Source organism: Bacillus sp. FSL R5-0286 (assembly GCF_038593245.1).
GTDB classification, from domain to species: domain Bacteria; phylum Bacillota; class Bacilli; order Bacillales; family Bacillaceae; genus Bacillus; species Bacillus altitudinis.
Window position 1 is genome coordinate 3,324,928 of record NZ_CP151977.1, and the last position, 19,561, is coordinate 3,344,488.

Annotated in this window: 19 protein-coding genes; 11 read left to right on the top strand and 8 right to left on the bottom strand. The window is 43.1% G+C overall.

The annotated features are described in order from the left end of the window. Positions 1–14 precede the first annotated feature (14 nt). From NST24_RS17175 to rbsB, 3 genes are read left to right on the top strand one after another with little or no spacing between them, the layout of a single operon-like run. Positions 15–1,496, top strand: a complete 1,482-nt coding sequence (locus tag NST24_RS17175) for a sugar ABC transporter ATP-binding protein (RefSeq protein WP_342462045.1) — start codon at positions 15–17, stop codon at positions 1,494–1,496. A gap of 1 nt (position 1,497) precedes the next feature. Continuing rightward, positions 1,498–2,451 carry a ribose ABC transporter permease RbsC gene (gene rbsC, locus NST24_RS17180; RefSeq protein ID WP_007497532.1) on the top strand — a complete coding sequence of 318 codons (954 nt, stop codon included), beginning with the start codon at positions 1,498–1,500 and terminating at the stop codon, positions 2,449–2,451. 13 nt (positions 2,452–2,464) lie between these two features. Next, positions 2,465–3,382: a ribose ABC transporter substrate-binding protein RbsB gene (rbsB, locus tag NST24_RS17185; RefSeq protein WP_017368181.1), complete on the top strand. Its 918-nt coding sequence runs from the start codon at positions 2,465–2,467 to the stop codon at positions 3,380–3,382. 232 nt (positions 3,383–3,614) lie between these two features. On the opposite strand, the gene NST24_RS17190 is transcribed toward rbsB, so the two are convergent. Beyond that, positions 3,615–4,232: a flavin reductase family protein gene (locus NST24_RS17190; RefSeq protein ID WP_024718717.1), complete on the bottom strand. Its 618-nt coding sequence runs from the start codon at positions 4,230–4,232 to the stop codon at positions 3,615–3,617. A 59-nt stretch (positions 4,233–4,291) separates the two neighbouring features. Then, positions 4,292–5,179 carry an acetoin biosynthesis transcriptional regulator AlsR gene (alsR, locus tag NST24_RS17195; RefSeq protein WP_342462046.1) on the bottom strand — a complete coding sequence of 296 codons (888 nt, stop codon included), beginning with the start codon at positions 5,177–5,179 and terminating at the stop codon, positions 4,292–4,294. Between the two features lie 150 nt (positions 5,180–5,329). Between alsR and alsS the strand changes: the two genes are divergently transcribed. The 5 genes from alsS to NST24_RS17220 all read left to right on the top strand — a co-directional run bounded on the left by alsS (position 5,330) and on the right by NST24_RS17220 (position 9,597). Beyond that, positions 5,330–7,030: an acetolactate synthase AlsS gene (alsS, locus tag NST24_RS17200; RefSeq protein WP_039165330.1), complete on the top strand. Its 1,701-nt coding sequence runs from the start codon at positions 5,330–5,332 to the stop codon at positions 7,028–7,030. A gap of 53 nt (positions 7,031–7,083) precedes the next feature. Next, complete coding sequence (gene budA, locus NST24_RS17205; RefSeq protein ID WP_024718720.1) at positions 7,084–7,836, top strand: acetolactate decarboxylase; 753 nt, start codon at positions 7,084–7,086, stop codon at positions 7,834–7,836. A 153-nt stretch (positions 7,837–7,989) separates the two neighbouring features. Next, positions 7,990–8,466 carry an Lrp/AsnC family transcriptional regulator gene (locus tag NST24_RS17210; protein ID WP_017360010.1) on the top strand — a complete coding sequence of 159 codons (477 nt, stop codon included), beginning with the start codon at positions 7,990–7,992 and terminating at the stop codon, positions 8,464–8,466. A gap of 37 nt (positions 8,467–8,503) precedes the next feature. Then, positions 8,504–9,064, top strand: coding sequence for a chromate transporter (locus NST24_RS17215; RefSeq protein ID WP_135009809.1), 561 nt, complete (start codon positions 8,504–8,506; stop codon positions 9,062–9,064). Beyond that, positions 9,064–9,597, top strand: coding sequence for a chromate transporter (locus tag NST24_RS17220; protein ID WP_342462047.1), 534 nt, complete (start codon positions 9,064–9,066; stop codon positions 9,595–9,597). Before NST24_RS17215 ends, NST24_RS17220 begins: the two co-directional genes overlap by 1 nt. Positions 9,598–9,637: 40 nt before the next feature. Here the strand turns inward: NST24_RS17220 and NST24_RS17225 are convergent, their stop codons facing one another. Next, positions 9,638–10,957, bottom strand: a complete 1,320-nt coding sequence (locus NST24_RS17225) for a UDP-glucose/GDP-mannose dehydrogenase family protein (protein WP_342462048.1) — start codon at positions 10,955–10,957, stop codon at positions 9,638–9,640. A 114-nt stretch (positions 10,958–11,071) separates the two neighbouring features. Then, positions 11,072–11,215, bottom strand: a complete 144-nt coding sequence (locus tag NST24_RS17230; RefSeq protein ID WP_003214884.1) for a hypothetical protein — start codon at positions 11,213–11,215, stop codon at positions 11,072–11,074. A gap of 186 nt (positions 11,216–11,401) precedes the next feature. Between NST24_RS17230 and NST24_RS17235 the strand changes: the two genes are divergently transcribed. Together NST24_RS17235 and NST24_RS17240 are read left to right on the top strand one after the other, a co-directional pair. After that, positions 11,402–13,006 (top strand): SWIM zinc finger family protein, encoded by a 1,605-nt coding sequence (locus NST24_RS17235; protein ID WP_342462049.1) that lies wholly within the window; start codon positions 11,402–11,404, stop codon positions 13,004–13,006. Further along, on the top strand, positions 12,993–15,770 hold the full coding sequence (locus NST24_RS17240; RefSeq protein WP_017360014.1) for a DEAD/DEAH box helicase: 2,778 nt from the start codon (positions 12,993–12,995) through the stop codon (positions 15,768–15,770). Before NST24_RS17235 ends, NST24_RS17240 begins: the two co-directional genes overlap by 14 nt. Before the next feature lie 72 nt (positions 15,771–15,842). Here the strand turns inward: NST24_RS17240 and NST24_RS17245 are convergent, their stop codons facing one another. From NST24_RS17245 to NST24_RS17255, 3 genes are all read right to left on the bottom strand, one after another. Next, a complete protein-coding gene (locus tag NST24_RS17245) occupies positions 15,843–16,631 on the bottom strand; it encodes an STAS domain-containing protein (protein WP_072367362.1) in 789 nt (262 codons plus the stop codon). A 153-nt stretch (positions 16,632–16,784) separates the two neighbouring features. Next, positions 16,785–17,645 carry a Cof-type HAD-IIB family hydrolase gene (locus NST24_RS17250; RefSeq protein WP_211256834.1) on the bottom strand — a complete coding sequence of 287 codons (861 nt, stop codon included), beginning with the start codon at positions 17,643–17,645 and terminating at the stop codon, positions 16,785–16,787. Positions 17,646–18,036: 391 nt separating this feature from the next. Continuing rightward, positions 18,037–18,393: a hypothetical protein gene (locus NST24_RS17255; RefSeq protein ID WP_342462050.1), complete on the bottom strand. Its 357-nt coding sequence runs from the start codon at positions 18,391–18,393 to the stop codon at positions 18,037–18,039. 117 nt (positions 18,394–18,510) lie between these two features. Here NST24_RS17255 and NST24_RS17260 point away from each other — a divergent pair, with 117 nt between their 5' ends. Continuing rightward, complete coding sequence (locus tag NST24_RS17260; RefSeq protein WP_003215215.1) at positions 18,511–18,921, top strand: YwpF-like family protein; 411 nt, start codon at positions 18,511–18,513, stop codon at positions 18,919–18,921. Positions 18,922–19,145: 224 nt separating this feature from the next. On the opposite strand, the gene mscL is transcribed toward NST24_RS17260, so the two are convergent. Then, on the bottom strand, positions 19,146–19,547 hold the full coding sequence (gene mscL / locus NST24_RS17265; RefSeq protein WP_342462051.1) for a large conductance mechanosensitive channel protein MscL: 402 nt from the start codon (positions 19,545–19,547) through the stop codon (positions 19,146–19,148). Positions 19,548–19,561 lie beyond the last annotated feature (14 nt).

Below are 19,561 nucleotides of genomic sequence, written 5' to 3' on the forward strand. Positions count from 1 at the left end.
AGGAGGAGCCACTTATGAACATTGAAATGCATAACATCCATAAGGCCTTTGGAAAAAACACCGTTCTCGCCGGGGTCTCCTTTGACCTCGTCACAGGTGAAGTCCATGCACTTATGGGTGAAAACGGGGCAGGAAAATCAACGTTAATGAATCTGCTGACAGGACTCTATTCCCTGGATCAAGGAACGATTCAAATCGACGGAAAAGAAACCGCTTTCAAAAATCCGAAAGAAGCCGAGCAGAACGGGATTGCCTTCATTCATCAGGAGCTGAATATATGGCCTGATATGACGGTACTCGAGAATTTATTTATCGGGAAAGAAATCTATACAAAACTTGGTCTCCTAGACACCAAGAAAATGAAAGCCCTCGCCCAAGCGCAGCTCGACCGATTATCTGTCAACCTCTCACTCGATCAAGAGGCAGGAAGCTGTTCTGTCGGCCAAAAGCAGATGATTGAGATTGCGAAAGCGTTAATGACCGATGCAAAGGTCATTATTATGGATGAACCAACAGCTGCTCTCACAGACCGTGAGATTGAAAAGCTATTTCAGGTCATCAAATCACTCAAAAAAGAAGGTGTGTCTATCGTCTACATTTCTCACCGTATGGAAGAAATCTTCGCCATCTGTGACCGAATTACCATCATGCGTGACGGGAAAACGGTCGATACGAAAGCGATACCGGACACGAATTTCCATGAAGTCGTCAAAAAAATGGTCGGCCGCGAATTAACCGATCGTTACCCTGAACGCACACCTTCTACTGGTGATACCGTCCTAGAAGTGAAGCAAGCAACGAGGAAAGGCCGCTTTCAAGATGTCAGTTTTTCCGTCAAAGCTGGAGAAATTGTCGGTGTTGCAGGCTTAATGGGCGCTGGCCGGACGGAAATGATGCGGTCGCTCTTTGGACTCGATCCCCTGGATCAAGGAGAAATTTGGGTTCATGGGAAAAAGGCTGTCATTAAAAAACCAAGTGATGCAGTCAAACTTGGCATCGGTTTTATCACGGAGGATCGGAAAGATGAAGGACTGATGCTAGATGCATCCATCCGGGAAAACATCGGGTTACCTAACTTAGATAGCTTCTCTCCAAAGGGGCTGATTGATAAGAAAAACGAACAGGATTTTGTTGACCTGCTTATCAAACGACTCACGATCAAAACCGCTTCATCTGAAATCTCTGCACGCAGCCTGTCCGGTGGAAATCAGCAAAAGGTCGTCATCGCCAAATGGATCGGCATTCAGCCGAAGGTGCTGATTTTAGATGAACCGACAAGAGGTGTCGACGTTGGGGCGAAACGAGAAATTTATCAGCTCATGAACGAGCTGACGGATCGAGGCGTTGCGATTTTGATGGTCTCCTCTGAGCTCCCAGAAGTTCTTGGGATGAGCGATCGAGTGCTTGTCATTCATGAAGGAACTATCAGCGGCGAATTAAGTAAAACAGAAGCTACACAAGAACGAATTATGACACTAGCTACAGGAGGGAAGTAACATGAAACCACTTACTTCAAATGGACGATTTGACAACATCATGCAAAAGCTTGGGCCATTCTTAGGACTCATCATCCTTGTTGCCATTGTTTCTATTTTAAATCCGGCCTTTTTAGAACCATTAAACATTTTAAACTTACTCAGACAAATCTCCATTAACGCCCTCATTGCCTTTGGCATGACGTTTGTTATTTTAACCGGAGGAATTGATTTGTCTGTCGGTGCCATTCTAGCGCTGTCTAGTGCTCTGACTGCCGGCTTTATTGTATCTGGTTTGGACCCGATTCTTGCCATCATCGTTGGATGTATCATCGGTGCCATCCTTGGAATGATCAACGGCCTTTTAATCACAAAAGGAAAAATGGCTCCTTTTATCGCAACACTTGCGACGATGACGATTTTCAGAGGATTGACGCTTGTTTATACAGACGGAAACCCAATTACAGGGCTTGGCTCTAACTATGCATTTCAGCTATTTGGCCGTGGATATTTCTTAGGCATTCCTGTTCCAGCGATCACCATGCTTCTCACCTTTATCGTTCTTTGGGTCTTGCTTCATAAAACACCTTTTGGCAGAAGAACGTATGCCATTGGCGGAAATGAAAAAGCAGCCCTCATCTCAGGTATTAAAGTACCACGCGTCAAAATCATGATTTACTCATTAGCCGGCTTTATGTCTGCTTTAGCAGGTGCGATCTTAACATCTCGTCTCAACTCAGCCCAACCAACAGCTGGTACGTCGTATGAACTTGATGCAATTGCTGCCGTTGTACTTGGCGGGACAAGCCTATCCGGCGGAAGAGGGCGAATTGTCGGTACACTCATTGGGGTACTCATTATCGGGGTCTTGAACAATGGTATGAACTTACTTGGTGTTTCATCATTCTATCAGTCTGTTGTGAAAGGGATTGTCATCTTGATTGCAGTCCTACTCGACAGAAAGAAATCTGCTTAAGGAGGCAGCTGCTATGAAAAAATATGTAATCCTGATCGTGACTCTCTCATTATTCATGCTTTCTGCCTGCTCGCTTGAACCGCCAGAGTGGGCCAAATCAACAAAGGATGGCAAGAAAAAAGACATTAAAATCGGACTGTCGATCTCGACTTTAAATAACCCATTCTTCGTTTCTCTTAAAAACGGCGTGACAAAAGAAGCGAAAAAGCTTGGCATTGAAGTTGTCATTGCCGATGCACAAAATGATTCAGCCAAACAAACAAGTGATGTAGAAGATTTAATTCAACAAGGGGTCGATGCATTACTCATTAACCCAGCCGATTCCTCTGCCATATCAACGGCTGTCGAATCTGCGAATGCTTCAGATATACCGGTCATCACATTAGACCGCTCGGCAGAAAGCGGAAAGGTTGAAGCGCTTGTTGCTTCTGATAACATCAAAGGCGGCGAAATGGCAGCTAACTTTATTATCGACAAAGTCGGTAAAGGAGCAAAAGTGGCTGAACTAGAAGGTGTACCAGGTGCTTCTGCGACACGCGAACGAGGAAAAGGTTTTCATCAAATTGCAGACAAAAAGTTAGATGTCACAGCAAAACAAGCCGCTGACTTTGACCGGACAAAAGGGCTCAACGTGATGGAAAACCTTCTTCAAGGAAACCCTGACATCAAAGCCGTTTTTGCCCACAATGATGAAATGGCACTTGGCGCACTAGAGGCCATCCAAAGCTCTGGAAAAGACATTCTTGTCGTCGGTTTCGACGGTAATGAAGATGCACTCAACTCGATCAAAGCAGGAAAACTATCTGCAACAGTCGCGCAGCAGCCAGAGCTGATCGGTCAACTGGCAGTCGGCGCTGCTGACGATGTATTAAAAGGAAAAAAGGTAGAAAAAAATATCGCCGCTCCATTGAAACTAGAACAAAAGAAATAAACACTAAACCCCCGATAGCCTCGGGGGTTTTAGATTATAGACAAAGGCTGAAATGAACTTTATTTTAGCCTTTGTCTTCTTTTCAGCGTGATAGAAAACCTTTGCAGTCTAGGAAGGACGAGCACCGGAGCAGAGCGAATTGACATTCGTGAGCACCGAAGCGCAGGACTGACAAAGAATGCGAGGGTTTGTCTACACGCTGGACCACCGATAGCCTCGGGGGTTTTAGATGTTATTCCGGTCTCTTCAGTACAAATGGCGTGCCTAAATGGGCATAATCATTACCTGCTAGGCGCGCGACTGGCTTTAATTCATTCGTAAAAATATATCCTTTTTCCGCATCATAGACGGATTCATCTAAATGCGCACACACCACCCGGCCAATGATATGATCGACTGTGATCTCCCCTTCATCATTTTGAAAGGTCAGATGTTTTTCCAGCTGACATTCAAAGCGAATGCGTGCTTCCTTGATTCCTGGCACTGACACCACGCTGCTCTTCACTTGATGAAGACCGGTACGAGTCAGCTCACTCTCTTCCTCTGGCAAAGTAGCAGCTGTTTCATTAATATCTTCAATCATCGCTTCATCACTCACATGGACAACAAATTCTTCCCTGTCGATGATATGTTTTGCTGTATCTTTCATCTCTCCTTGACGACGTCCAATAGAAACAGCGATCAGCGGAGGATGGCCGCTGATGACATTAAAGAAACTAAATGGTGCAGCATTGACGACTTCTTCTTTAGAAAGGCTTGTAATAAATGCAATGGGTCTTGGAACGACGGAACCAGATAATACTTTATATGCTTCTTTTCGTGACAGCTGATCCATTTGTAATGTAATCACTTCAGACATGCCTCCTCTTGTATGTAACGACATCATACCATACCCCGTTCTCTCTTCCCTTATTCCGGCTCAGCGCGATGGAGAATATGATGGACAAGATGAAACAATGCCGGATTATGATTTTCTCGTCTATAAGAAATGGTCCATTCCGCGAGTAGCTGCTCACCTTCAATTGACCGATACACCACATCTAAATTAAATAAACGCCGGGCCGATGTTGGAATGACAGCAATTCCGATTCCCGCTGTGACAAGCCCAATGACCATTTGATATTCTGCTGCTTCCTGCACAATATTAGGTGAAAATCCATACTTTTCACAAAGTAGGACAAAATGCTGATAAAGGGACGGCCATGATTCCTTTGATAAAGAAATAATCGGCTCATCACGAATATCTTCAATCGTGACCGCTTCTTTTTCCGCCAGCGGATGGTTTTTCGGAATCGCAAAAATACATTCACTTTGCTTCATTAAACGACTGACCAATTCTTCTTGCGGTGATGTAGGATGCAAAAAACCAATATCAATCTCACCATTCAAAAGCGCCTCAAGCTGCTGCGGAACAGAGAGCTGTTGCAGCTCAATACTGACAGAGGGGTACAGCTCTCTGAATTCACGGACAACTGGCGGCAGAATATCATATGTCGCTGTACCAACGAAACCGATGATAATCTTCCCAAGCTCCCCTCTTGCCGTATGCCGGGCATGATCAACGGCTTTATCAAGCTGATGCAGCACCCCCCGGACCTCATGTAAAAAAACCTTTCCAGCAGCTGTTAACTCCACCACCCTTTTAGACCGGTGAAACAAAGGAAATCCCAATTCTTCCTCAAACTGCTTAATTTGCTGACTAAGTGGAGGCTGTGTCATGTTCAATCGTGCGGCCGCTCTGCCGAAATGCAGCTCCTCCGCGACTGTGACAAAATACTGCAAATGTCTCAGTTCCATCCTTTCACTCCTCAAACACTTATTCGTGAAACATATTAAAACTACGTTAAACATATATTGGAAAATTTATTTTGTGAAATGTATAGTAAATCATATCATGAAAATATATTTTCATAAAAAATTTTACTTGCCGAAAGGAGTGCGGGGTAAATGAATTCTCAAACACAACCCCTAACAAAACGAGGAGCAGAGTTGATTGTCGATACGCTCATTGCCCAAGGTGTGACCCATGTTTTTGCGATTCCAGGTGCAAAAATTGATGCAGTATTTGATGTATTAAAAGACAGAGGTCCAGAGCTTGTGCTATGCAGGCACGAACAAAATGCGGCATTCATGGCAGCAGCTGTCGGTCGTTTAACTGGCAAACCAGGCGTTTGTCTAGTTACTTCAGGTCCAGGCGCATCCAATTTAGCGACAGGTCTATTAACAGCCAATACAGAAGGTGACCCTGTTGTTGCAATCGCTGGAAATGTCATCCGTGCGGATCGGCTCAAACGAACACATCAATCACTCGACAATGCGGCATTATTCAAACCAGTGACAAAATATAGCGTTGAAGTACAAGACGTAAACAATATACCAGAAGCCTTAACAAATGCTTTTCGCGCGGCACAAAGAGGTCAAGCTGGGGCAGCATTTATCAGCTTTCCACAAGATGTCGTGACCGAACACACCACACAAACACCAGTGTCTGCTCACCCTTCTCCAGAACTAGGTCCTGCACCGGATGCTCTCATCAGTTCGGCCATCGCCAAAATTCAAAATGCGCACTTACCTGTTGCAATTGTGGGAATGAAAGCTAGCCGTCCAGCTGCGGCAAATGCGACAAGAACATTATTAAAAACACTTGGTATCCCATTTGTCGAAACGTACCAAGGAGCCGGTGTTCTCTCAAGAGAGCTTGAGGCTCAATATGTGGGCAGAATCGGCTTATTCCGTAATCAGCCAGGCGACCTTCTCATTGAGAAAGCGGATGTGATTTTAACTATTGGCTTTGATCCAATCGAATACGATCCGAAGCATTGGAATTTGAAACCGCAGCAGCGTCAAATCATCCATGTGGATGACATGCAGGCAGATATTGACCATTTCTATGAACCGACGCTTGAGCTTGTGGGCAATATATCTGAAACGGTGCAACATCTAGCTCATGACAGCGTTCCACTTTCATTATGCAAAAAGAACGTAGATCTCGTCACAGAATTACAAGAGCTGTTAAGTGATATCGAAAAAACACCAGAAAGAGAAAGTCATTTATCACACCCGCTGGATGTCATTCATACGTTGAGACGTATCATCCCAGATGACACGAAAGTGACATGTGATATCGGATCGCACGCTATTTGGATGTCTCGCCACTTCCGTGTTTATGAACCGAACACGTTCCTAGTGAGTAACGGAATGCAAACACTTGGCGTGGCATTACCGTGGGCGATTGCAGCCTCCATATTAAATCCAGATGAAAAGATCATTTCAGTCTCAGGTGATGGCGGTTTTCTCTTCTCCGCCATGGAATTAGAAACAGCCGTGCGCATGAAAACAAATCTCGTTCATCTCGTGTGGAACGACAGCACATACGATATGGTGGCATTCCAGCAGGAAATGAAGTATGACCGTACGTCTTGTGTTGAGTTCGGTCAGATCGACTTAGTGAAATATGCAGAAAGCTTTGGAGCAACTGGATTACGTGTCAACTCACCTGAAGAGCTTTCAACTGTCCTTCAAAAGGGTATAAACATAGAAGGACCCGTTATTATTGATATTCCGATAGACTATCAAGACAACCCAGACCTCGCCAGTCAAAAATGGCCAGAAGTCTTTCGTGAAAAACACACAACGAACGTCAGATAAGACTTCGATACATTACGTTAAAGGAGTGAGCGGATATGGGTATGATGCACCCAATGAATCAACAAAACAACACAATACCGCAGGACAAAAAGCAAGAGGTCTATCAAGTATCAACCATGACCTCCTTGCTGGAAGCCGTATACGATGGAGATTTCTCCCTATCACATATTCCCGAGCATGGTGATTTTGGCATTGGTACATTCAATCAATTAGATGGGGAACTAATCGGCTTTGACGGCGCTTTTTATCGACTGCGCTCTGATGGAACAGCCACACCAGTAACCGATCAAGATTATTCACCATTCTGCTCTCTAGCATTTTTTGAAACGGACATCGTTCATCGAATTGATGCACCGATGACGTCCAAAGAGCTAGAGGAAGAAATCGACCGAATCTTACCGAGCAAGAATGTCTTTTATGCGATCCGCATCGATGGGTCATTCAAAAAGGTTCAAACCCGTACGGTTGAAAAACAGGAAAAACCTTACGTTCCGATGGTGGAAGCAGTCAAGTCACAGCCTATTTTCGATTTTGAAAATATTCGCGGAACGATTGCAGGCTTCCGTACACCACAGTACGCACATGGCATTGCGGTAAGCGGATATCATCTCCACTTTATTGATGATGATCGAAGCGTAGGCGGGCATGTATTTGATTACACTGTGGATCAAGTGACCATCCGAATTTCCCAAAAACGTCACATGAATTTACACCTTCCAAATACGCAGGAGTTCTTCCAAGCAGACATTGATCGTGCTGACCTTGCACAGCAAATTGCCAGTGCGGAAAGCAGCCCAGAAAAATAAAATGAACACACCCCGGTGATACTGGGGTGTTTTTTTATGCAAAAAGATATATTATCTTCTTTTATTATTTCATTTCGTTACTCAATTAAAAATCAAACATTCTATTCGTAATAAAATATGATAGAATATCAACAGAAGAAAGGTGGTTATACGGTGGCACATGAATATCGCATTCCAAACTTAACATTAGATGAAAGAGATAAACAAATTCTTTCCTTATTACACGAGGACGGGCGTATGTCCTACACGGATCTAGGGAAACAAGTCGGCCTTTCCCGTGTTGCTGTACAAGCCCGTATTCAGCAACTCATTGAAGCAGGTGTCATTGAACGATTCACCGCTGTCATTAATCCAGCAAAGATCGGCATTCATGTCTCTGTCTTTTTTAACGTAGAGGTTGAGCCGAAATGTTTAGAAACAGTCGCCCTTCAGCTTGAGCAGGAAACAGCCGTCACAAGCCTTTATCATATGACAGGACCAAGCAAGCTGCATATGCATGGCATTTTTCAAAATGAACAGGAAATGGAGACGTTCCTGACAAAGAAGCTGTACCCGCTTGAAGGCGTCGTCAGTGTTGACTGTCAAATGCTCATTAAACGATACAAAAGCCGAATGGGCATGAAATTGTAGATAGGAGTTGAACCACTTGCAATCATATCTTGAACTCATGATCGCCATGGTGCGAACCGGTATTCTGGGATTTGGCGGAGGACCTTCTGTCATCCCGCTCATTCGCCATGAAGCGGTTGTCAAATACAAATGGATCAATGATGACGAATTTGGAGAAACACTCGCCATCGCCAACGCATTACCCGGACCGATTGCTACGAAAATGTCGGCATACCTCGGCTATCGATTAAAAGGTGTATCTGGCGCCATTGTTGCAACTGCTGCACATATTTTACCGACATGTCTCGCTATGGTGGCACTTGTTACACTTGTCAGCGTCTTAAGCTCTTCAGTCATCATTCAAAATATGATCGGTGCTGTGACACCAGTGATTGCCGTTCTGTTAGGAATCATGGCATATGAATTTGGACAAAAAGCGTTGAAGGGCTTCGGCATGATCTTCGGAATCGTCCTATTCCTATTGGCATTTGTCGGTCTTCAAGTACTCTCGATTCATCCAGGAATCATTGTCATCATCTTTTTATGTTATGGTGCCTTTCATTTCAAACTGAAAGATCGCTGGACTCGAACAAATAAAGAGAAAGGAGTGTCTTCGTGATGCTGATTCTCTTTTTATTCTGGGCATTCTTCTTATCCAATCTGTTAGGGTATGGCGGAGGACCTGCCTCCATTCCGCTCAATTATGAAGAAATCGTCAATCATTTTCATTGGATGACGAACGAAGGGTTCTCCAATATGCTCGCATTAGCCAACGCACTTCCAGGTCCAATCGCTACGAAAATTGCGGCTTATGTAGGCTATGATGTCATGGGATGGCCAGGCTTTATCGTTGCACTGCTTGCCACGGTCCTGCCGTCTGCTATCGGATTGATCTTACTGCTAAAACTCATTGACCGTTTTCGCCAATCTTCTGTCGTCAAAGGCATGACTTTATCTGTGCAGCCTGTCATTGCGATGATGATGCTTTTATTAACATGGGAAATTGGCGGAGATGCCGTGAAAGCCATTGGCTGGACGCAATCACTCTCCATTGCCGCCATTTCATTTTTCTTTATGACCAAATTCAAATTGCACCCTGCCTTTCTGATTGTGGCTGCATTTTTATATGGCGGATTCATTCTTCCGCATTAATGCAAAAACCGATAACACGTGAAGTTATCGGTTTTTCTCATTACATATAAATAGGAGAGACAGACCTGCGCCCAATAGAATGATACTCGACACCAGCTACTTCTGCCGCTTCAAGCGTATGACAATTCCGACCATCAAAAATGATCGGCTGCCTCATGAAATCTTTATAAGCTGAAAGTGGAAAGGACTGAATATCCGCCCACTCAGTTAATATACAGACAGCATCAGCATCCTTGATCGCCTCTTCAATCGTTTGAGCAAAAAGGACTTGATCAGGCAGTTCTTGAGCTGCATTGCGAGCGGCAGCAGGATCATAGGCTACAATCTCCGCTCCTAATTGATGGAGCTGATGAGCGATCGGGATTGACGGCGCCTCTCTCATATCATCTGTATTCGGCTTAAAGGAAAGGCCAAGAAGAGCCATTCTCTTCCCTTCCAAGTTTTCTCCCATCCGCTCCTTCACACTTCGAATAAAACTTGCTCGCTGCTCATTGTTGACTTTGATGACAGCCTTCAATAGCTCAAAATCATGGGACACACGCCCTGCAATTTGGACAAGGGCATTTGTATCCTTCGGAAAACAGGAACCTCCGTAACCAATGCCTGCCCTAAGAAACGAAGCACCAATCCGCTGATCGAGTCCCATCCCCTCTGCAACTCTCTCAACATCAGCTCCCGTTTTTCCACAAATCGAAGCAATTTCATTCATGAAGCTGATTTTTGTGGCAAGAAATGCATTTGATGCGTATTTGATCATCTCTGCGCTTTTCCGATCTGTTCTCACGAATGGAATGTGGAAATCCGCATACATAGACTCTAGCTGATCTAATCCGTTCTTTGTTTCGGCTCCAATCACCAGCCGATCCGCTCGTAGCGTATCTGAGATGGCAGACCCTTCTCGTAAAAATTCTGGATTCGATGCGATAGATAATGGCTCCTTACGACCTAACACGTGATGAATCAAATGATCAATTTGATCGCCCGTTCCGACAGGCACTGTACTTTTCACGACAAGCACTGCGCCTGGCTTTGCTTGTAAGCCCATCTCCTTTGCCGCTTGAAAGACATACTGCAAATCAGCTTGACCGTCTGCCTGCTGCGGGGTACCGACAGCAATCATTAACACGTCAGCCTGCGAATAGGCTGACGCTCCATTAATATGAAAACGAATGCGTCCTTGCTCCATATTCCGTTTGAGCAGTTCTTTTAATCCCGGCTCGTACATCGGAGGATTCCCTTGCTTCAGCTGCATGACCTTCCGCCGGTCAATATCCATACATGTCACATCATGTCCCGCCTCTGCTAAACACACCCCTGTGACAAGCCCTACATACCCACAGCCTGCAATCGCAACCTTCATGACACATCAGCTCCCCATACTCCTTATGCTTGTAATGTCATCGTATGCCGGGGATTTTCGTTCCATTCATAAAAGCATACAAAAACCCCCTGCTGAGAGAGCAGGGGGCTACTTTTATGAAACAAGGCCATTTCGAATATGAGCAATCAGATTTTCAAGCATTTCTTTTGTTGTGACATCATTGGAATTTTCACCAATATCATGAGCGTACATCAAAATCTTTAAAAACTCTTCTTGATTTAAACCCTTATTATCCATGTCTGTATCCTTTCGATTCCACTAATTTCATTATTATATGCTGTATGGTTGGTTTATGCAATACTCTAATACATCATTCGACAGCTTTTGAAATTTATGACCATTTTCATGAAAAACTTTTTTATAAATCATCATTGAGCTATAATAAAAGAATTGGAATCTTTTACTTGGTTAGGAGCGGGTCAAATGCTTCACAACATCAACGAAGAAGAAATCAAACAAACAGCCGAACAGATCAAAGAACTTCTTCCTTCAACAGATGAAAACAAGCAACTCATCAAAAAAGCATTGATTACTTATAGACAGGACAGCGTATATCGGCTCAAGCAAGAGTCTGATACCGAATGGTCAGCTTATGTACATGATGTCGTGGCAGCAAGAGTCCACCTTCATGTGCTGTTTCCAGTGAGAAGCAGCTGCTCATGTCCAGCTGATGGACTATGTAAACACATCCTCGCTGTCTTCTTTTCGCTATACGCTCAAGTAGAGAGTGTGACCGGCTTTACAGAAAATTGGTCAGAGAAGGATGAATTACAGCGCAGCAAAGAACTCATTCGCCAGCACTTCCAAGTGAAGCGCCCAGATGAACAATCACTTCAGAGCTGGCTGAATTTTTTCCAGGAGGAATTTCACCTCTGGCTGAAACGGACACCGAAGCACCAGCAAACGCCACAGCATTTGTATTACGGCTATTTATCGATCCTAAAAAAACACGCACCCACTTCACCTGAATTCAAGAGTTTGTATGCGATTCATACGTCCATCGATGTGTGGTTAAGGCTCCATGAGCTAATCGATCTCGGCCGTCTTGATGCCGAAAAAGACTTTTATTCGATGAATCCATATGTAGAACAGCTCATGAACACCATTTTTGATTCAGTGGATCATTTGAGGACATACGCCCTTTCCTTTTCCCTCGATCCGTTTCTTGAAAACACACCAACTGCCGTTCGGACACTTCTTCAAATCAGCGGACCTTTCCAGCATGAACGAGTTGCGGTCTTTATGGAGATGTGGGGAACTATATTAAATAGAGGGAAATGGGTCAAAAAAGAAACAGAATTACTCAAGAGCGCCCAACAGCAGGAGCAAACGGTTGAGCGCACCATTGGGCTCATGCATATGGATTATTTGCTAAAAGAAGACGAAAGACTCTTCCAGCAATTAAAATTGCTCAATGCAGATATGCTGCCGAATGTGCTCAATTGGCTTAAGGATCTCACAAACCGCAAGGACTGGAAGCGTCTCAAACTTTGGTATCAAGAGATCACATATGTATTAGAAGAATATTGCCAGCTTGACCTATCTTATAGAGAACTGCGTGGAGCCGTCAGCGATTTCTTCTTTTATTTAGACGCGTACTTTAAACAGACGAAAGATCATTTCTTGTATGAACGCTATCTCCAAATCTGTATGCCTTATGCATTTACTGAATATAGTCAGCTCTTATATTCACAAGAACGCTATGCAGAATGGATTGAAATACACAGCCTCGTCGGTTTCTCCATCAGTGAATTGGAGAAAGAACTGATCAAACAGATTGCAAAGGAAGAGCCTGAAGCACTCATTCCTTCGTACCACCGGGAAATCTCACTGCTTCTCGATCAAAAGAATCGAAGTGCTTACCGGGAATCTGTGAAAATGCTCAAAAAACTGCGTACGCTTTATCATAAAACGAAAAAAAACGCGGTGTGGGAAAGATATGTACAGCAGCTGCAAGATTCAACAAAACGGCTGCGTGCGTTCCAAGAGGAAATGAAGAAAGGAAAATTAATTGATGACACGCCATAAACAAATTGTCATTCATGCAGAACAAACCGAAGATTTCTCTTTCACCATTTCAGCGCAAGCAGAGGACGGACAGCCTGTACCGCTAAATGAAATGAAGAGGCAGCTTTTCCAATGGCACGAATCATCTTTTTACGGAACATTCTTAGAAGATGTGAGCTTTATTGGCACACCTGCCTTCCTGTTAAGTCCTTGGATGACCGTTGAATTGCTAGGGAAAAATTCATTCAATACTTTCAGCCATGTGACGTTAACGGATGAAACAGAGCCGCTTATGAAAACAGCCTCAACCATTTACGAATTCATCGAGGATGAAGATTTTGTCCCAGATTTCGAGGCATGGACAAAAGGCATGCTTCGCTTTAAAGACAAAGAAGGCCTGTTAGATGGCTACACAGCTGATTGGTTCTCCTTTGCCGTACAGGATTACATTCAATATGATGATGCCTTGCAGCACAAATGGAACCGAATGACTGCTCAATCGCCTGCTCTTTCCTCCTTCCAGGGACATTTTTTAGATGAACAGGATTTCTTGGAAACGATCGGCTGGATCGATGATGAGACGCCTTTCACTGTCGGCTTGCGTTTAAATGAGCCTGATTTCGACGGGGATGATTGGAAAATTGAATTGTTTTTGCGTGATAAGAAAAACAGTGATCTGCATTTCTTTGAAGGCATCCGTTCTTTAAAAAAATCATGGCGTCCGTTTCAAGAAAAAATCACCAGAGAGCTGGAGCGGTTCGGTCAGATTGTCCCTTGGCTCTCATTTACATCTGGTACCACCCTCATGTCAGAAGAAGAAGCGTGGCTCTTCCTATCTGAAGCGAGTGAAACACTTGTGAACATGGGGATTGAGATCCTGCTCCCATCGTGGTGGCAGATCGTCAAAGAAAGCACCATGATGCTAAAAGCACGGATTTCCTCCACACCACGAGGCGAATCGCACGTTGGAATGGATGCCCTTATGGACTTTAATTGGCGCTTTGCCACAAACGGGATTGAGCTGACAGAAGATGAGTTCAACGAGCTTGTTCAAAGTAAACGTCGTCTTGTCAACATTCGTGGACAATGGATTAAAATCGATCCGACCTTTATCCAGCAAATGAAGAAATGGATGGAGCGCGCTGAGAACGAAGGACTTCATATGTCGGATATTTTATCACGTGAACTCGCAGACCAAGAGGCCTCCTCTGAGTCGATTCCTGAGCTGCTAGACAGTTCGGCCTTTGCCCATATTCAATTTGAACTTTCGTCTCAACTACGAGGACTTGTTCATCAGTTAAATGATACACAAGAGCTGCCATCCTATGAGATGAGTGAGTCCTTTAAGGGCACACTGCGCCCGTATCAGCAGCACGGTGTCAACTGGCTTCTGTTCTTAAGGTCTCATGGATTCGGGGCTTGTTTAGCAGATGATATGGGACTTGGAAAAACGATTCAAATGATCGCTTATTTCACCTATTTGAAGGAGCATCAACAAGACGCCGCTCCATCTCTCATCATTGCACCGACTTCCGTATTAGGGAACTGGCAAAGAGAGCTTGAAACATTCGCACCACATTTGAATGTCGCTCTGCATTATGGACCGTCACGTCCACAAGGTGAGAACTTTACAAAAGCGTACGAATCAACAGATATCGTCCTCACTTCGTATGGTCTCTCACATTCTGACCGTGATGAATTAACAGCAGCCAAATGGAATACCATTTGCTTAGATGAAGCCCAGAACATTAAAAATGCACATACGAAACAATCGAGAGCCATTAGGCAATTAAAAGGACAGCACCACATTGCCCTCAGCGGGACACCGATGGAGAACCGCTTGACAGAGCTTTGGTCTATTTTCGACTTCGTGAACAAAGGATATCTCGGCAGCCTGACCAGTTTTCATAAAAAGTTCGTCCTTCCGATTGAAAAAGACCGTGAAGAAAAAAGAATCCAACAGCTGCAGCAGCTGATCAAGCCATTCTTATTAAGACGAACAAAACAAGATGAAGAAGTCGCACTCAATCTGCCAGAGAAACTAGAAGAAAAAGAATTCATCCCGTTATCCGCAGAGCAGGCATCTTTATATGAACAGCTGGTCAAAGATACATTCGAACATATGGCCTCATTAACAGGGATGCAGCGGAAAGCCATCATTTTAAGTATGCTTGGCAGACTCAAACAAATTTGCGATCACCCTGCTCTTTATTTAAAAGAGAGCGGAACAGATGTGAAATTGTTGAAGCGTTCATTAAAAATGGATAAATTAGCAGAGCTGTTAAAAGCCATACACGAACAAGGAGAAAGCTGTCTCATTTTTACGCAGTATATTGAAATGGGCAACATGATCAAACAGCTCGCCGAAAAGATGTTTGGAGAACCAGTTCAATTTTTAAATGGGAGCTTATCAAAACATGATCGGGACAAAATGGTGGAACGCTTCCAGAAAAAAGAGTTCAACATCTTAATTCTTTCTTTAAAAGCAGGAGGAACCGGACTAAACTTAACCGCCGCCAATCATGTCATTCACTACGATAGATGGTGGAATCCTGCTGTAGAAAACCAAGCAACAGACCGTGCTTACCGCATCGGGCAAAAGCGGTTTGTTCACGTCCATAAGATGATCACAACCGGCACGATAGAGGAAAAAATTGATCAAATGCTCGAAACAAAACAAACGTTAAATGATCAAATTATCCAAAGTGAAAGCTGGATTACAGAGCTGTCAACGAACGAACTAGAAGATTTATTCACGTTAAGTGCAGCCGCTCAATCTTCGTAATGACAGCAAAAAGAGGACTTTTCTCAAACTTGATGAAAAGTCCTCTTTTTTTAATCTCAGCTAAAGGAATGCTTAAATTTGCAGCTTTTTCAATGCAGATTTCACATTCATATACGTATTCAACTCGCGGAAGTCCTCTCTCATTTCTCCCATTTTCATCGCAAGATTTGGTTTAATACCTGTCACGATCAGTTCAGTGCCAGTCATTAAAATCAAATCATTCAGCTTAAAGATCGCATCCGCCACAAATGAATCCACTTCTAATAGACCAGACAGATCCACAATAAAGTAATCGTCTTTGGATTGAGAGATATAAGTGGAGACTGTTGAGATGATTTTATCAAACCTTGGCGCTGTTAACGTACCAATGATCGGCAGGACAGAAATACCATCCTTCACCGGAACAATCGGGACAGAAATATTCAATACTTCATCAATGGATTGCTCAAGAAGCTCTTGCTGTTCCATCTCTTTCGTAACATCCTTTTGCAGACCAACGAAATAAAGGCGTTTCCCTTCATTTTCATCAATCCATAGAGGCGCCACACTTAACTCGTTCCAAAACATTTGACCAGATTTTTTATAGTTTTTCAACTGTACAGTGACAGCCTCTCTGTTTTCAATGGCTGCCCTAATTTGTTTGAGAGCAATCTGTTCAGTTTCATCTCCTTGAAGGAAACGACAGTTCTTTCCTATTACTTCGGTTTCTTGATAGCCTGTCATATCTAAAAAGCCCTTGTTCACATATATTAAAGGATTATCAGGTAAAGACGGGTCCGTCACCGTCAGGCCAACCTGAGTATAGTCTAAGGCTTCCTTGATTAAATGCAGATTGTCGGACTTATAAGATTCCAGCGCCATTCGTTTACTCTCCTTAACTTCCTTACAAGCGGGTTATATTCATAATTAAATTATATGATGTTCCATAGCGGGTGTAAATAGAAGTAGTTCTGAATTCCTCTTTTGTAGAATGCGCTTCATCCTATGTCATTTATACAAATACATACGATTCAATTATTTCAAAAGATGTTGAATCATATGTGCCACACCATGTTCATCATTTGTTAACGTGACGTGATCAGCTAATTCTTTTATATCCTTTCTCGCATTCCCCATTGCAATTCCAACCCCAGCTGCCCGAATCATTGATTCATCATTTAAACTGTCTCCTACAGCCGCTGTTCGGCTTAATGGAATACCGAGCTTTTCTGCCAGCCTGGTTAACGCCTGCCCTTTCGACGCTTCCTTTGCTCCAATTTCAAAGTTATGATCAGCCGAACTAACCAATGTTAATTCAGAATCATGTCCAAACGCATCCCATCCGGCTTTCAATCTGTCTTGAAAAAATGAGAAACCTAAGATGTTATAAAACGAAAGATTCTGATCCTCACGAAACAATTCTTGATATGTATCAATATAAGCAAAACCAGACTGGCTGTATTGAACTTCAGCCGCTTGCTCAAGAACACGCTGATCCGTTTCTGGATTTGCACTCTTTAAGCGGTCCATTTCTATCGCCAGAAGCTCCCTGCCGCGGTTTGGTGTGTAAATGGCTTCATTCGTAAACACTTCATAGTAATAATCACGCTCCTCAAGCCATGATAAGATGTGTTTTGCTTTTTCTTCTTCTAGAACAGCCGAATGATATACCTGACCTTCTGGATCATGAATCACAGCTCCATTAGCACTGATGACCCACGTATTCATCCCAAGCTGATCAAAAATAGATTTCACATCAAAATACGCTCTTCCTGTTGAAACGACAACCTCAATCCCACTCGCCGCTGCTTCCTTTAACGCCTGCTCGTTTTCCTGACTCACTTTGTGCTCACTGTTCAATAAAGTTCCGTCTAAATCCGTTGCGATTAATTGAATGTTTGTCATCGGTCTCTCCTTTTTTGCCTGCATTTTCAGTTGACCTTCCGTTTATCAAATCCATCATCATTATGAAATGAGTATCCACTATTTGCAAGGGATGATCGGCTTATCAATGAATATAAGAGTACCCGGTCACGCTACATGACCGGATACGCACAAGGGGATTCACAGGGGACACATGACTGATACAAAGAAACCTTGGTTCTACTATTACGCAGTGAATATGTGTACAAGGCAAAGTCTATCAGCTATAGCTAGAGGAGGGCCGCGAGATGCTAGACCTTTGCCTTTTGCCTCCTTTCCTTTCAGCTAACCCTAGTCTACTGAGAAATAGCACAAGAGACAAAAAACGAAAATGACAAAATCGTTCTTCAAATTCTTAATTTCCTCAATCATTTTTACTTTTTATCGCTTGCGTATAAAACATCATCTTATTTTGTTTGACGAAATACTTATTTTTCATAAATTGATAAAAAACATCTGAATGAATCCAATTACTAGAAGGCATGTGAATATAGTCAGACCCGTCCCACGCAAACCAATAAAAACAAAGCCTTCCATCATGAATTGACAATTGAAATTCGAAACAGTCCATTTGATCGTCTGTCACGTATTGAAAAGTGAGGGACTCCCCTTCTTCCATATACACATCACAAAATGAGAGAATGTCTCCCCATGTATAGATCCTCACATTGCTTTCCTTTTCCTCACCAATATGTATGTTTCGAAGTTGATAGGACTCCATAAAACATCTCCTTTCACTTATATGCAGCTAGTTCTGAGTAGGCAGCGGTTTCATTTATACAGATGTTGTATGCTATAATGATACTTACGAATAATGAACGCTTGTGAGGTGATAAATATGAAAACCTTTAGGCTGATTGATTTAAAAATCGAACTTGATCCAAAGCAAGATAAAATGTCCAGCATTCCCCTTCGTGACGGCTTAATCATTAATAAAGAAGATGGCGAAAATCACTGGATGATCGAGGCACTGATTCCAAAGAAGCATAGACAAGTGTTTGAGGTGCTCTTTCAGCAGCATACAGAAGTAAAGATTCTCGTGACGATTACAAAAGAAAACAACCGCCCTGTTCATCTATCGGTCCAAGTCAAAAACATCGTTGCCTTAGAAGAAAACATATCTGTATTACTCGACGGTAAAATGATCACAAATCGTTACAGAACAGAAACCGAAGAAGTATTAAAAGACCTCGTCAAAGAGGGGCTATCAGGAGAAAAACTGCTGGATGCTTTTAAACAGAACACATAAAAAAAGAGCGGGATGAGCCGCTCTTAGATGGTTGACAAAGGGCTAAAATGAACTTTATTTTAGCCCTTTTTCTTCCTTTTCAGCGTGATAGAAAACCTTTGAAGTCTAGGAAGGGCGAGCACCGGAGCAGAGCGAATTTAATATTCGTGAGCACCGGAGCACAGCCCTGACAAAGAATGCGAGGGTTTGTCTACACGCTGAGAGCGGGATGAGCCGCTCTTTTTCTATTGCACATCTTTCGATTGGCTTTGATTTTTCAATAAATCTCTAATTTCGGTTAACAACACTTCCGTTTGATCTGGCGTTTCAACCACTTCTTCTTCTTCTTCCTCTACCTTTTTCCGTTTTAATTTATTTAAATAACGAATAAAGATAAAAATGGAAAAGGAGATAATCAAGAAGTCGACCACTGTTTGAATGAAACTTCCATACAAAATTTGAGCAGAACCGATTTTAATAGACAATCCACTAAAATCATGCCCCCCAACAATAATACCAACAAGCGGCATAATTAAATCATTCACAAGAGAAGTGACAATTTTGCCAAATGCTCCCCCGATGATGACACCGACAGCAAGGTCAATCACATTCCCCTTGACGGCAAACTCTCTAAATTCTTTCAGCATTCTTTATCACCTTC